This is a genomic window from Ruegeria sp. BF7 (assembly GCF_056538605.1).
Genome location: NZ_JBQFTM010000014.1, coordinates 77,769 through 91,322 on the forward strand (window position 1 = coordinate 77,769; position 13,554 = coordinate 91,322).

13 protein-coding genes are annotated in these 13,554 nt (G+C 58.9%); 9 read left to right on the forward strand and 4 right to left on the reverse strand.

All coding sequences use genetic code 11. The annotated features are described in order from the left end of the window. The first annotated feature begins 5 nt into the window (after positions 1 to 5). Genes ACR0IK_RS20315 through ACR0IK_RS20325 form a run of 3 tightly spaced genes read left to right on the forward strand, consistent with a single transcriptional unit; the run spans position 6 to position 4,091 of the window. Positions 6 to 920: a sugar phosphate isomerase/epimerase family protein gene (locus ACR0IK_RS20315; RefSeq protein WP_480593867.1), complete on the forward strand. Its 915-nt coding sequence runs from the start codon at positions 6 to 8 to the stop codon at positions 918 to 920. Continuing rightward, positions 901 to 2,310 carry an aldehyde dehydrogenase family protein gene (locus ACR0IK_RS20320; RefSeq protein ID WP_480642981.1) on the forward strand — a complete coding sequence of 470 codons (1,410 nt, stop codon included), beginning with the start codon at positions 901 to 903 and terminating at the stop codon, positions 2,308 to 2,310. Before ACR0IK_RS20315 ends, ACR0IK_RS20320 begins: the two co-directional genes overlap by 20 nt. Continuing rightward, positions 2,310 to 4,091: a thiamine pyrophosphate-binding protein gene (locus ACR0IK_RS20325; protein ID WP_480642982.1), complete on the forward strand. Its 1,782-nt coding sequence runs from the start codon at positions 2,310 to 2,312 to the stop codon at positions 4,089 to 4,091. Before ACR0IK_RS20320 ends, ACR0IK_RS20325 begins: the two co-directional genes overlap by 1 nt. A gap of 370 nt (positions 4,092 to 4,461) precedes the next feature. On the opposite strand, the gene ACR0IK_RS20330 is transcribed toward ACR0IK_RS20325, so the two are convergent. Beyond that, entirely contained in the window at positions 4,462 to 5,037 is a 576-nt protein-coding gene (locus tag ACR0IK_RS20330; RefSeq protein WP_480593864.1) for a GcrA family cell cycle regulator, read from the reverse strand. Positions 5,038 to 5,162: 125 nt separating this feature from the next. Here ACR0IK_RS20330 and ACR0IK_RS20335 point away from each other — a divergent pair, with 125 nt between their 5' ends. Further along, positions 5,163 to 5,966, forward strand: a complete 804-nt coding sequence (locus ACR0IK_RS20335) for an ABC transporter permease (RefSeq protein WP_480642983.1) — start codon at positions 5,163 to 5,165, stop codon at positions 5,964 to 5,966. Here the strand turns inward: ACR0IK_RS20335 and ACR0IK_RS20340 are convergent. Next, positions 5,948 to 6,838: a DMT family transporter gene (locus tag ACR0IK_RS20340; protein ID WP_480593862.1), complete on the reverse strand. Its 891-nt coding sequence runs from the start codon at positions 6,836 to 6,838 to the stop codon at positions 5,948 to 5,950. The genes ACR0IK_RS20335 and ACR0IK_RS20340 overlap by 19 nt on opposite strands. Positions 6,839 to 7,131: 293 nt before the next feature. Between ACR0IK_RS20340 and ACR0IK_RS20345 the strand changes: the two genes are divergently transcribed. Continuing rightward, positions 7,132 to 8,319, forward strand: a complete 1,188-nt coding sequence (locus ACR0IK_RS20345; RefSeq protein ID WP_480642984.1) for an acetylornithine transaminase — start codon at positions 7,132 to 7,134, stop codon at positions 8,317 to 8,319. Between the two features lie 72 nt (positions 8,320 to 8,391). Beyond that, positions 8,392 to 9,318 carry an ornithine carbamoyltransferase gene (gene argF, locus ACR0IK_RS20350; RefSeq protein WP_480593860.1) on the forward strand — a complete coding sequence of 309 codons (927 nt, stop codon included), beginning with the start codon at positions 8,392 to 8,394 and terminating at the stop codon, positions 9,316 to 9,318. On the opposite strand, the gene ACR0IK_RS20355 is transcribed toward argF, so the two are convergent. Together ACR0IK_RS20355 and ACR0IK_RS20360 are read right to left on the reverse strand one after the other, a co-directional pair. Beyond that, complete coding sequence (locus tag ACR0IK_RS20355; protein ID WP_480642985.1) at positions 9,315 to 9,911, reverse strand: ferric reductase-like transmembrane domain-containing protein; 597 nt, start codon at positions 9,909 to 9,911, stop codon at positions 9,315 to 9,317. The two genes, argF and ACR0IK_RS20355, sit on opposite strands and share 4 nt — an antisense overlap. 6 nt (positions 9,912 to 9,917) lie before the next feature. Beyond that, the gene (locus ACR0IK_RS20360) at positions 9,918 to 10,406 is read right to left on the reverse strand and encodes a twin-arginine translocation pathway signal (protein WP_480593858.1); all 489 of its coding nucleotides are present in this window, start codon (positions 10,404 to 10,406) and stop codon (positions 9,918 to 9,920) included. 180 nt (positions 10,407 to 10,586) lie between these two features. On the opposite strand from ACR0IK_RS20360, the gene ACR0IK_RS20365 reads away from it, so the two are divergent. The 3 genes from ACR0IK_RS20365 (at position 10,587) to ACR0IK_RS20375 (ending at position 13,550) form a co-directional block, all read left to right on the forward strand. Then, on the forward strand, positions 10,587 to 11,417 hold the full coding sequence (locus tag ACR0IK_RS20365; RefSeq protein WP_480642986.1) for a phytanoyl-CoA dioxygenase family protein: 831 nt from the start codon (positions 10,587 to 10,589) through the stop codon (positions 11,415 to 11,417). Positions 11,418 to 11,546: 129 nt separating this feature from the next. Next, positions 11,547 to 12,509: a pirin family protein gene (locus ACR0IK_RS20370; protein WP_480593856.1), complete on the forward strand. Its 963-nt coding sequence runs from the start codon at positions 11,547 to 11,549 to the stop codon at positions 12,507 to 12,509. Positions 12,510 to 12,575: 66 nt separating this feature from the next. Next, positions 12,576 to 13,550, forward strand: coding sequence for a 2-dehydropantoate 2-reductase (locus ACR0IK_RS20375; protein WP_480593855.1), 975 nt, complete (start codon positions 12,576 to 12,578; stop codon positions 13,548 to 13,550). Positions 13,551 to 13,554: the final 4 nt, after the last annotated feature.

Below are 13,554 nucleotides of genomic sequence, written 5' to 3' on the forward strand. Positions count from 1 at the left end.
CGTTCATGGTGAAACCCGAAGAGGCTGGCACAAGCCCCTCTCTCTATTCCTTGGCGCATCTGACGCTGATTGGCTGTACGCCGCCCGAGCTGGTCTATATCGCCGCGCGGGCCGGTTACGATGCCGTCAGCCCCCGATTCATTCCGATGCATGTGCCCGGTGAATTCACTCAATCTCCAATCGACAAGGCACAGGTGCATGCCACCAAAACTGCTCTCTCTACCACCGGGTTGAAAGTCCTCGATGTCGAACTTGCGCGCATCACGGAAGATGTCGATCCGCGCAGTTTTGAGCCTTCATTGGAGATCGGCGGAGAACTCGGCGCCAAACGCATGATCATGAGCGCGTGGACAAACACCCGCGATGATCGCGACTATCTGATCGACGTCTATTCTGAAACCTGTGAACTGGCAGCGCCCTACGGTTTAACGGTGGACCTGGAGTTCCCGAGCTTCTCTCGCTTGCGCACTCTGGATGAGGCATTGGATATTGTCCGTGCCTCCGATCAGCCGAATGGCGGAATTCTGGTCGATACGCTTTATCTGCATCTCAGCCGCGTTGATCTGGGAGAGTTGCTACACGTCCCCTCGGGCCTGTTTCACTTCCTGCATATCTCTGATTGCCTGCCCGGCATCGCCGATACGCGCGAGGGCATGATCCAGCTGGCGCGCGATGCAAGGTTGTACCCCGGCGAAGGCTGGATCGATTTCACCGGCATTATCGAACGGATGCCGCCCGTCGACTATTCCATCGAACTGCCCAACCAAAGCCGCGTTGCCGAGTTGGGATATGAAGAACACGCGCGTCGCTGTCTCAGCCACGCCAAACGAACATTCGGCAAGGCGCGATCTCAGCGTCGTGTGCCCGATGCAGCAATTCCAAAACACCAAGAGGATCATCATGGGCAAAGAGCTCACTGAAAACGACCGCAACATGGCGGCCGATATGCTGGCGCGCGCCCGCGCTGCCATGGCCGAGATCGAGGATTGGGATCAGGACAAGCTGGACCGCCTGTCTCAGGCCATTGCATGGTACGCAGGGAACGAGAAAACCTTCACCCGTCTGGCCCAGCAAGGCGTGGACGAGAGCGGTATCGGAGATCGCGAAGGACGCCCAGCAAAGCGCTTCAAAATTCACATGGTGCTGCGTGATGTCCTGCGCACTCCATCGACCGGGATCGTCGAGGTGGATGAGGAAAAAGGTCTGGTGAAGTATGCCAAACCTGCCGGTGTGATCGCCTCCCTTATCCCGATGACCAATCCAGCAATGACACCACCGGTGACCGGTGTTTCCGCCGCAAACGCCCGGAATGCCGTTATCTTCAGCCCGCATCCGCGAACCGCTCATACGACCTTTGAAATGGTCGAGGTCATGCGTGCAGCTTGTCGTGCTGCCGGTGCCCCCGAGGACTTGTTTCAATCCATTCGCAAACCGTCGATCCCATTGACGCAACATCTGATGGAGATCTGCGACCTGACTTTGGCGACGGGCGGCAAACCCATGGTCAAAGCGGCGTACAGTTCAGGGCGTCCAGCCTATGGTGTCGGCGCGGGCAATTCATCCATTGTCATCGATGACACAGCCGACTTGGATATCGCCGCGCAGAACACTCGCATTTCAAAGACCTCCGACTTTGGGTCGGGCTGCTCGGCCGACGGCAACATCATCATCCAGCGCTCAGTTTACGACGATATGGTCAAGGCGCTTCAAGCCGAGGGCGGCTACCTGTGTTCGGATGAAGAGAAGGCCATGCTCGAAGCGGCCATGTGGGACGAAAAGGGAAACCGTACGTTCCCGACAATCGCCTGTCCGCCTCAGCAAACGGCCAAGGTCGCCGGTTTTAGCATCCCCGAAGACCGCAAGTTTCTGATGGTTGAAAATCAGGGGCAAATCGGCCCGCAGCATAAGTTCTCAAAGGAAAAACTGACCACTCTGATGGCGCTTTATCACTTCGATACATTCGATGACGCGCTGGAAACGGTCAGTCAGATCTATAACACGGGCGGCAAAGGCCATTCCTGCGGCATCTACAGCCACAATGACGATCATATCGACCGGCTGGCGCGCCTGGCTCCGGTCAGCCGCATGATGGTGCGACAGCCTCAGTCCAAGGCCAATGCGGGTGCCTGGACTAATGGCATGCCTATGACCAGCAGCCTTGGTTGCGGCATCTGGGGCGGCAACATCACCAATGAAAACGTCACAATGAAACATATGATGAACTACACCTGGGTCAGCCGTCCGATCCCCGAGGATCGCCCTTCGGAGCCGGACCTGTTCGGTGAATTCTACGGACAGGAGGTCGCGTGATGGACGGAGCGAAACTAGACGGCAAGACGGTTGCCGAGCATATCGTTGGTTTTCTCGAACGCCGTGAGATCAAGCATGTTTTCGGTCTATGCGGCCACACGAATATCGCGGTTCTGGCCGCGCTGGCGGAAAGCCCCATCGATTTTGTCACCGTGCGGCACGAACAAATAGCCAGCCACGCGGCGGATGCATATGCCCGCGTGACGGGCAAGGCCTCGGTGGTCTTGTCTCACCTCTCCCCAGGTTTGACAAACTGCGCCACCGGGGTCGCCAACGCCGCACTGGACTGTATCCCCATGGTTGTGATCGCAGGTGACATTCCCACGCATTACTACGGCAAGCATCCGCATCAGGAGGTGAACCTGCACGCGGACGCTGCCCAGTGGGAGATCTATCGCCCCTTCGTCAAACGTGCCTGGCGGGTAGACCGTGCAGACTTGATGGCCGAAATTCTGGAAAAGGCGTTTCATCTTGCCGAAAGCGGCCAGCCAGGACCGGTGCTGGTCAATGTGCCGATGGATATCTTCTCCGAAGTGATCCCCTCGGACAGCTTCGACCGTATCCGCGACAACACGCGCGCGATCAAGAAACCGTCGATTGATGATGAAACCGCGCATGAAATCATTGAGGCGCTGGCGCGGGCCGGAAACCCGGTTGCTTATGTCGGTGGAGGTATCCTTTTGGCACAAGCCAGTGAGGAATTGCGCGAATTCGTTGAACATATGGGGCTGCCCGTCGCGCATTCACTGATGGGCAAGGGCGCGTTGCGGGACGACCATCCGCTTGTGCTGGGAATGACTGGCTTTTGGGGCACAGAACTGGTCAACCAATCCTGCCTGAACGCGGACTATATCTTTGCCGTAGGCACAAGGTTCAAAGAGGCCGATTGCTCCAGCTGGTATCCCGGTTACACGTTCAACATTCCCGGTTCCAAGGTCATTCACATCGACATTGAGCCGCAAGAGATCGGTCGGAACTACCCCACCGAGATCGGCGTCGTTGCGGACGCCAAGGCCGCGCTTTGTGTACTCAATCGGGTGGCCCGCGAGATGTATCCGGACGGCTTCAAGCACCCCACGCTGGAGCAGGAGATCGCTGACTTCCGGACGGAATTCAAAGCGCACAACGTGGAAATGGCGACCTCAGCAGCCTTTCCGATGATGCCCGAGCGTATTCTGGCGGATACCCGCAAGGCACTGCCTGAGGATGCCATCATCACCACGGACGTTGGGTGGAACAAGAACGGTGTCGGACAGCAATTCGATATCCTGACACCCGGCTCAATACTGACCCCGGGCGGGTTCGCGACGATGGGATTTGGCCCGCCGGGCGCGATCGGCGCGAAGCTGGCAGCACCTGAACGTGTGGTGATCAGCCTGGTTGGCGATGGCGGTTTCGGTCAGAACCCGTCAATGCTGGCAACGGCTGTCGAACTTGATCTGGGCATCATCTGGCTGGTTATGAACAACAACGCCTTCGGCACTATCGCGGGTCTTCAAAAGGCGCACTACGGTCTGACTTATGGAACAACGTTCCCTGGATCAGCGGCAGCTCCTGCAAACGGACCGGGTTATGCAGACATTGCACGAGCTTACGGTGCAGAAGGGCACAGGCTCAGTGCTGCTGATGAATTGTTGCCCGCATTAGAAGCAGCGATCGCCAGCGGCAAACCAACCGTTCTTGACGTCCCAATGATCAACAACCCGACACCAACAACCGGGCATTGGAACATTCTCGACATCTATTCGCCAGACAGGGATGTTTCGCACGTTGCAACCTAAAGCAATTTAGAGCGTGCGATCCGCCTGTGCATACGGCTTTTGCCCGTATCTGTTAAACAGAAGGGCAATTGCCGCTTTGCGATGGTTTCAGCCTGACGGAAAACCCTTGAGTCGCAAATGGCAAAACCCGTGCGCCCATCAAAAATCGAATGACTCAAAATCAATGACTTAGCTGTCGATGAATGGCAATACTATGTGTCGCCCGACAAATGGCTGGAAAGATGCCAAAAAGATAAGGGCAGCGTAGCCGCAGAAATAGTATTTAGGATTCAATCTGAACTGAATCTGAAAAAATCTTGTAAAGAAAACATAGTGGTAAGGTTGGTCGCCCGCCATTGGGCGAGCGGCCAGCCTATTTGTCAGATCAAGCTTACCGGCGGCGGTCGCGGCGCGAGCTCATGGGTTGGAAGGCCACGCCCACATGCGCCTCGCAATAGGGCTTACCGGCTTCAACGGGCAGGCCGCAGAACCAGAAATCCTCGGTTGCGGGGTCGCCGACGGGCCACTTGCAGGTCTTCTCGGTCAACTCCATGAGCGTCAGCTTCTTGGCTTTCTTTTCGATCTCGTTGACCTTGGCCAGAGCCTCGGGGCTGATTTCATTGGCCGAGGGCTGTGGCGGCAGCGGTTGGCCTGCCGGGATGATCTGGCGGCGGGCGGGGACTGCGGGTTTCGCCTCGGCCGCCGGGGTTGGGGCCGGGCGGGCGGGTTCGGTTTTGGGTGCAGGTTTCGGCTTGGCTTCGGCCTTAGGGGCGGGTGCCGGTTTTTCTTTGGGTTCGGCTTTGGCCGGGGCGGCACCGGTTGCGCGGTTCGACAGGCCCAGACGGTGCACTTTGCCGATCACGGCGTTGCGGGTCACACCGCCCAGTTCCTTGGCGATCTGGCTAGCCGACTGGCCCTCGCCCCACATTTTCTTCAGAAGTTCTACGCGCTCGTCAGTCCAGGACATCGGTTGCCTTTCAAAAGCGGAAAGCGGCCCCGGATTCGGGCCGCCTTGGGAATTCGTCTCAGCGACCTATTTTAATCACTGCGGGCCGAGTTACAAGCGGTCTTCGAATCAGCTATGGGGCAGACATGCAGAATCTTATGGATCAGGACGCGCGCCGGTTTGGGGCGGTCAACTGGATGGGCCTCTACACGCTGGCCAAACGTGAAACCCTGCGGTTTCTGGCGGTCTGGACACAGACCCTGCTGGCACCGCTGGTAACGGCAGGTTTGTTCCTGCTGATCTTCACAATCGCCATTGGACCGGGGCGACCCGACGTGATGGGCGTGCCGTTTATCCTGTTTCTGGCGCCGGGGATCATGATGATGACAGTGATCCAGAATGCCTTTGCCAACACCTCATCCTCAATCATCATCGCCAAGGTTCAGGGGAATATCGTCGATACTCTGATGCCGCCGTTGTCGCCGTTGGAGATTCTGCTTGGTTACTTGGCCGGAGGCATCGCCCGAGGCGTCCTGATCGCCTTTGTCGTTTCGGCGGCGTTTTTGGTGTTCCTGTCTATTGCACCGCAAAAGCCGTTGATTTCCCTGATCTTCGTGATCCTGGGCGGTGCTTTGATGGGGGCTCTGGGTCTTTTTGCCGGTATCTTCGCCAACAAGTTCGACCAGATGGCGGCGATCACAAACTTCATCGTCACTCCGCTGGCCTTCCTGTCGGGTACCTTCTATTCGGTCGAGGCGCTGCCTCCTGTTCTCAACAGCCTGAGCCATCTGAACCCGGTATTCTACCTGATTGACGGCTTGCGCTATGGGATGATCGGCGTGTCCGATAGCTCTCCGTGGTTGGGTATGTTCGTCTGCACTGGCGCAACACTTGCGGTCGGTGGGATCACATGGCAGATGCTGCGCACCGGTTACCGGCTCAAGGCCTGACGCTGCCGCGTTTCGCGCCACACCAGGATCAGCCCGCCGATCAGAATGATGGCCGAGCCGATCTGGCTGATCGCATCCGGAATCACGCCGAAAACCGCGAAATCGTAAAGGGCGGCAAAGATCAGCGTGGCATAGCTGATCGGAGCCACAAAGGACGCATCCGCGCGCGCCATACCGTTGACAAAACAGGCCTGCGCGCAGGCCATCAGCACGCCAATCCCAACCAGTGCTGCCCATTGTTGTGGCGTGGGCATCTGGAAGACAAAGCTTACTGCGACCGAGGCAATCGTTAGCCCTATCGCGTTGTTGATCAGCAGAATCTGGATCGGGATTTCCCGGTTAGAGAGTTTCTTGATGAAGATCAGCTCCATCCCGATCACCACCGCTGCCGTCAGGGCCAGTAGGGCCGCGGGCTGGAAACTGGCAGGCGTTGGTCGCAGCAGGATCAACGCTCCGGTCAGGGCGACTGCGGCGGCCAGCCAGCGCCATGGGCCAACGCCCTCTTTCAGCAACGGAATCGCCAGTACCATCGCGAAAACCGGGTTCAGAAAGGAAATCGCCGTGGCGTCAGAAATGGGGATAAACGCGACCGAGGCAAACATCAGCGTGATCCCGACCCAACCGAAACTGGTCCGCCCGATATGCAGCCCCCAATGTGGGCGGCGCAGCTTCGGGCGCAGGATACCCACCGCGCTGACGATCACCAGAAAGGCAAACAGAAACCGTCCGTGGCTGATCTGCATCGGATGCAGCGCCGGACCCAGCGTATCCGTCCCCAGCGCTTTGGCCAGCAGTGTGGTGCCGGCGATGAATGCGCTGGCAATCACGATCAGCAAGGCCGCAAGGGCAGGGTTGTGGCGTACGAGCGTCATGCCACTAGCGGTGGGCCAGCATCAGGGAATTAGCAAGCAAGAAACATGCGTCTCAGTATGAAATTTCGGGTGCCGCGATTTTCAGGGTTTTCAGACCGTCACCGTATCGCTATACGCGCCGACATGATCAAACACGTACATATCCTGCGACTCCGACGCCGACGCATTGCCGCGTAACCGGCCCGTTTGATCAATTGCGCGCTGTAAATCCGCGCAAACCCCACCAAATCTGTTGACGAACCCTGCCTTCGTGTATCACTCACGGGGCTTAACTTATCGAAAAGGATGATCCGATGATCCCGTCCGTTCTGCCGACCTACAATCGTGCGCCCCTGACATTCGTGAAGGGCGAGGGCGCTTGGCTGACCGAGGCGGATGGCCGACGTTTTCTGGACCTCGGCGCCGGGATCGCGGTGAATGCGCTGGGGCACGCGCATCCCGCTTTGGTCAACGCATTAACCGAGCAGGCACATGCGCTGTGGCATGTCTCGAACCTCTATCAGATCCCGCAACAGCAGGCGCTGGCCGACAAGCTTGTCGAGCATACCTTTGCGGACACGGTGTTCTTTACCAACTCGGGCACCGAGGCCTGCGAACTGGCCGTGAAAATGGCCCGCAAGTATTTCTATGACAAAGACCAGCCCGAAAAGGTTGAGATTATCACCTTCAGCGGCTCGTTTCACGGCCGGTCCTCTGCCGGTATCGCCGCTGCGGGGTCCGAGAAGATGACCAAGGGTTTCGGCCCGCTGCTGCCGGGTTTCGTGCATGTCACGTTCGGGGACCTCGACGGCGTCACCAATGCCATCACCGACAAGACCGCTGCCATTCTGATAGAACCGGTTCAGGGCGAAGGTGGTATCCGCCCTGTCCCCGACGCTGAGCTCAAGGTCCTGCGTCAAATCTGCGACGAAAACGGGCTGCTACTGATCCTGGACGAGGTGCAATGCGGCGTCGGCCGGACCGGCAAGCTGTTCGCGCATGAATGGGCGGGGATTACCCCAGACATCATGATGGTCGCCAAAGGCATCGGCGGCGGCTTTCCGCTTGGCGCGGTACTGGCCACCGAAGACGCGGCTAGTGGCATGACGGCGGGCACCCATGGCTCGACCTATGGCGGCAACCCCCTGGGCTGCGCCGTCGGTTGTGCGGTGATTGATCAGGTCGCCACACCGGCCTTTCTGGAAGGTGTGAACCGCAAGGCTGGACTGCTGCGCCAAAAGCTGGAAGGCCTGGTCGCTGACCACCCTGAGGTGTTCGAAGAGGTACGTGGCACTGGCCTGATGCTGGGTATCAAGTGTAAGGCAACCAATACGGACGTAGTGAACGCGGGCTATGACAATGAGGTCATCACCGTTCCCGCCGCCGACAATGTGATCCGCCTGCTGCCGCCGCTGACCCTGACCGAGGATGACATTGCCCAGGCCATGATCCGCCTCGACAAGGCTGCTGCTCAGGTCGAAGGTGAGCTTGCGACCGCCTGATTTCCATCTGTTCCCAATTACCTTGGGTGAGGGGGGCTGACCCCACCACCCGACAGCCAAAAGCGAAACGAAATGAACCATTTTCTCGATATCCACAAAACCGACGCAGGCGACCTGCGGGCGATGATCGATCAGGCCTCTGAGATGAAGCAGGCCCGACTGGGTCAGCCCAAAGCCGCCCCGGATGATGATCTGCCGCTCAAGGACCGCATGGTTGCGCTGATCTTCGAAAAGCCCTCCACCCGGACTCGCGTGTCCTTTGACGTGGGCGTGCGCCAGATGGGTGGGCAAACCATGGTACTGTCGGGGAAGGATATGCAACTGGGCCACGGCGAAACCATCGCCGACACCGCCCGTGTGTTGTCGCGTTATGTCGACATGATCATGATCCGGACCTTTGACGAAACCATTCTGACCGAGATGGCGGAATACTCGGATGTTCCGGTGATCAACGGCCTGACGGACCGTACCCACCCCTGCCAGATCATGGCCGATGTTTTGACCTTCGAGGAACACCGCGGTCCGATCGCTGGCAAAAAGGTTGTCTGGACTGGTGACGGCAACAACGTCTGCGCCTCGTTCCTGCACGCGGCGGGCCAGTTCGGGTTTGACCTGACCTTCACCGGCCCGGCGCAGTTCGACCCCGAGGAAGAGTTCATGGGTTTCGCCCGCAAGAAGGGCTCGAAAATCGTAGTCGAGCGTGATCCGTTCAAAGCCGTTGAAGACGCAGACCTGGTGGTCGCTGACACTTGGGTGTCGATGCACGATTCACAGTCGGCCAAGGAACGCCGCCACAACCTGCTGCGCCCGTATCAGGTAAACACCGAGCTGATGTCGCACGCCAAACCGGACGCGCTGTTCATGCATTGTTTGCCCGCGCACCGAGAGGAAGAGGCTACATCCGAGGTGATGGACGGGCCGAACTCGGTGATCTTTGACGAGGCCGAAAACCGCCTGCATGCGCAAAAGGCGGTAATGCGCTGGTGTCTGGGCGTTTAACGCCTGCGCACATCCCAGACACACAGTTTGGCGAGCGTCCGGGCGCTTGCCAACAAGACCAGCGCGCAAAGGGCGGTTTTGGTCATGATCTCCATCGTGCCTTCGATCAGCATTGCGTGCACGACGCTGCCCGTTATGGTTACAGCGGCCAGCCCTGTATGACCCAGCCTCCAGACCCGGAACCGCAGTTTCAGACGTTGTCTGTAAAGTCCCAGACAAACGGCCGCAAAGGCCGCCCACATCGCGATGACGCCCCAAGCAGAAAACGGGGTGGGCGAGACAAACAGCAAAGCGTCCACAACATCCGGCGGGCTAGTGACCCATAAGCCACCTACGTGAATGAAGATGGCTGCAACCAGAGAGATGCCAACCTTTCGGTGCCATTGGCGGCTGGCCAATGGGGAAAGACCAGGCAGGTATCGCCCGGCCAGAAGAGGTTGCACCAACAGCAACCCCATTCCGACTGCGCCGGCAAACCCCGCGATGATGTAGACCGGGTCACGCCACGCCAGAAGCGGGCTGTTTGCCGCCGCGATCAGCGGAACCGCCAGGATCAGGGCCAGAACAGTCCAGGTCAACAGGGCGCGGGTCACAAAAGGTCAGGCGGGTTGCAGGACGAAATGTGCGGCAAGGGTCTTGTCCTTTGAACTCGCCATGATCGGCCGCAGGAACACGGTCTCGAATTCGCCGCTGTCATAGGCCAGATGGCCATGTGGTTGGCCAAAGGCCGGCACAATTTGCGGCATCTCCAGCCGAAATACTCCGTTCGCATCTGTCAGCGTTGCGCCGTGGCTCTGCGGGTCGCGTTCGTGCCCTTCGGTCGTGTGCGCCCAGATCTGGATGCGCTGGCCGGGCAAGGGGGCTCCATCACCTGCGCGGCGCACCGTGCCGGTCATCCAGAACCCGCCGCCACCGATCCGATCAACGATGGGCGCGCCGGGACGGTAGTTGTTGGATCCACCGCGCATTGACCGCGTGGGGGCCGGCCCCGCCGCACGCGCGGGCAGCAGCAGGCCCGTCGTGCCGGTCGCCAGAATAGTACCGCCGAAGGCGATCACGGAACGACGGGTAAAGCGTGTATTCGTCATGTCGGAACCTCCTGCAAGGTGTCGTCCAAACGGGCTAGGACGAGCCACAGCGCAAAGATAGCACGGTTTACACCTTTTCCGAGGCAGCCTTCACGTCCCCGTGATCGATGCGCGCGAATTTCTTTGACCCTGCTCAAAAAACGGTGCCATCTTTGCGATACCGATCCGAAAGGCTGCCCAATGGACAAGATGCAAACAGTGTCACCCGATGAAATCGCCGCCTTCAAGCGCGACGGGGCGGTTGTTCTGCGTTCGAAATTTTCGGATCATTGGCTGACGTTGCTGCGCGACGGGATCGATGCGGACCTTGCCGACCCGACCGACAACTTCACCCGCCATACCAAAGACCCGCGCGCCCCGGCCTATTTCGAGGATTACTGGGCCTGGAATAAAATTCCTCAATTCACCGACTTTGTGCGTCATTCCCCCTGCGCTGCGCTGGCAGCTGAACTGTTGGGCGCATCCTCGATCAACCTTGTGATGGACAACTGGTTCCTGCGGGAGGCCGGGTCAACCTCGCGCCCGCCGTTCCATCAGGACCTGTCCTATTTCGATTTCGAAGGCACGATGTGCGTCCTCTGGCTGCCGCTGGAGCCGGTGAGCAAGGAGAACGGGATAGCATTCGTCAGGGGCTCGCACCTATGGGACAAACTGTTTATGCGGGTCCGGTTTGCTGACGGGCATCCAAGCTATGAACCGACCGAGGTCGCGGGCCTTACTTATCATCCACCACCCGATGTCAACGCCGATCCAAAAGCTTATGACCTGCTGCAATGGGATATGCAGTTGGGCGATTGCATCTTCTTTGACATGCGCACGTTGCACGGTGGATTGTCCTCGGTCACGCCAACTGAAACGGTTCGGCGCTTTACCCTGCGGATGACGGCGCCGGACGGGATCATCCGGTATCGCGGCGATTGGGCAAAAGATGAGCGCGCTCAGTTCGAGGCGGCAGGCTACCGAGAAGGCGATCGTATCGACGGGCCGTTCTTCCCCCGGCTATGGCCTTAGGCATTACATAAAGTACCGATTGCTGAGGGAAATGCACCCAAGCTGTGCAAATTTGCGAGTTTTCTGGCAATAATTTGACCTATATTACCAATTTATGAACCTTAAGCCTCTGATCGCAGGAGAGTTGGAATGAGTTGGAGCCCGACCCACAACCCCGAGTGCCTGTCGGAAAACGCAGCGCTTGAGACATTGATCATCCCGCGCGCCCGCGATCTGGGGGGATTTGAGGTGCGCCGCGCGCTGCCTTCTGTCAAACGCCAACTGGTGGGTCCATTCATCTTCTTCGACCAGATGGGGCCTGCCGAGTTCATCACCGATGGCGGCATCGACGTTCGCCCGCATCCGCATATCGGTCTGGGCACCGTCACTTACCTGTACCAGGGCGAATTCGAACATCGCGACAGTCTTGGCACCCATCAGATGATTTACCCGGGCGAGGTCAACTGGATGGTCGCCGGGCGTGGCGTCACTCATTCGGAGCGCACCAGTGCGAAAACGCGCGCCCAAAAGCACAGCTTGTTTGGCATCCAGACCTGGATCGCCTTGCCAGAGGCGCATGAGGATATGGCCCCCGATTTCGAGCATCACAAACAAGCCGCCTTGCCGCACATTCAAGACAACGGAGTCAGTGCCCGTCTTATCCTCGGCTCGGCTTATGGCGAGACCAGCCCGGTCACGATGTTATCCGAGACCTTTTATCTGGACGTACAGATTGACCCGGATGTCACGTTCCCCCTGCCGGACGATCACGAGGACCGGGGCGTCTACGTCACGCAGGGCTCGGTCGAAATTGCCGGTGACAGGTTCGAGGAAGGCCGCATGATGGTGTTCCGCCCGGGCGACCGCCTTTCGATCAAAGCCGGACCTCTGGGCGCGCGGCTCATGCTATTGGGTGGCGCGACGCTGAACGAGGATCGTTACATCTGGTGGAATTTCGTGTCATCGTCGAAGGAAAAGATCGAGGCCGCCACCCGTGAATGGAAAACCGCCGATTGGGCAAATGGCGCGTTCCACCTGCCTCCGGGGGATGATCTGGAGTTCATTCCGATCTCGGAAGAATTGGAGCGCACTCGGCCACGATTAGCGCGCTGACCAAGCGTCAGGGGGCCTTGCCTGAGGCGCTGATCCCGGCGATCCTTCGCGCCGGGGAGGGGCTTCATGAAGATTGTGATCGCAGGCGCTGGTAGTATTGGGTGCTTTTGTGGGGCCTTACTGGCCAATGCAGGCCATGACGTGACTCTGCTGGGCCGGTCGCGCATTTTGGACCCGATCCGCAACAAAGGGCTAACGGTCACGGACTATTCTGGCCTGAACCGTCACGTACCCGCACGAATGTTGACCTTAACTGAGAACCCAAGTTGTCTGACCAACGCAGAGGCCGCGATTGTGACGGTCAAGACTGGCGCGACAACTGAAATTGCCGCCCGGATCGCCCAATATGCACCGTTAGACACCCCGATCCTGTCTTGGCAGAACGGAATGGACAACACCCGTATTCTGCGTGCGACCCTACCGGAACACGACGTTAGGGCCGGGATGGTGCCGTTTAACGTGGTGCCGACCGACCCGTCGTGTTTTCACCGTGCGACCTCGGGCGAGATTGTCATTCAAAGCGGTCCCGGTGCGCTGGGCTATAGGCTCGGCAGCCCCGACCTGCCGGTTATCGAGAGCGACAACATTGATGCTGTGCAATGGGGCAAGCTGGTTATCAATCTCAACAATGCTTTGAATGCGCTGTCGGGGCTGACGTTGAAAGAGCAATTGTTGGATCGCAACTGGCGGCGGTTGATGGCGGATCAGATGGTCGAAGCTCTGGAGGTTCTCAAGGCAGCAGATCACCCGGTGGCTTCGACCACACCGCTGCCTGCGTGGGCAACACCGCATATCCTGCGGCTGCCGACGCCGGTGTTCTCGCGGATCGCGGCGCGGATGCTGACCATCGACCCCAGCGCGCGGACCTCGATGTCATATGATCTGATGGCGGGGCGCCCGACTGAGATTGACAGCCTGCAAGGTGAGATCATTCGCCTTGGCGAGCAGTTTGGTGTGGCGACCCCGATCTGTGCCAAAGTGCGGGCGTTGATCGAACAGGCGCCCGAAACCGCGCTGTTGCCGGGGCAGATCTCGCTCTAGCCGG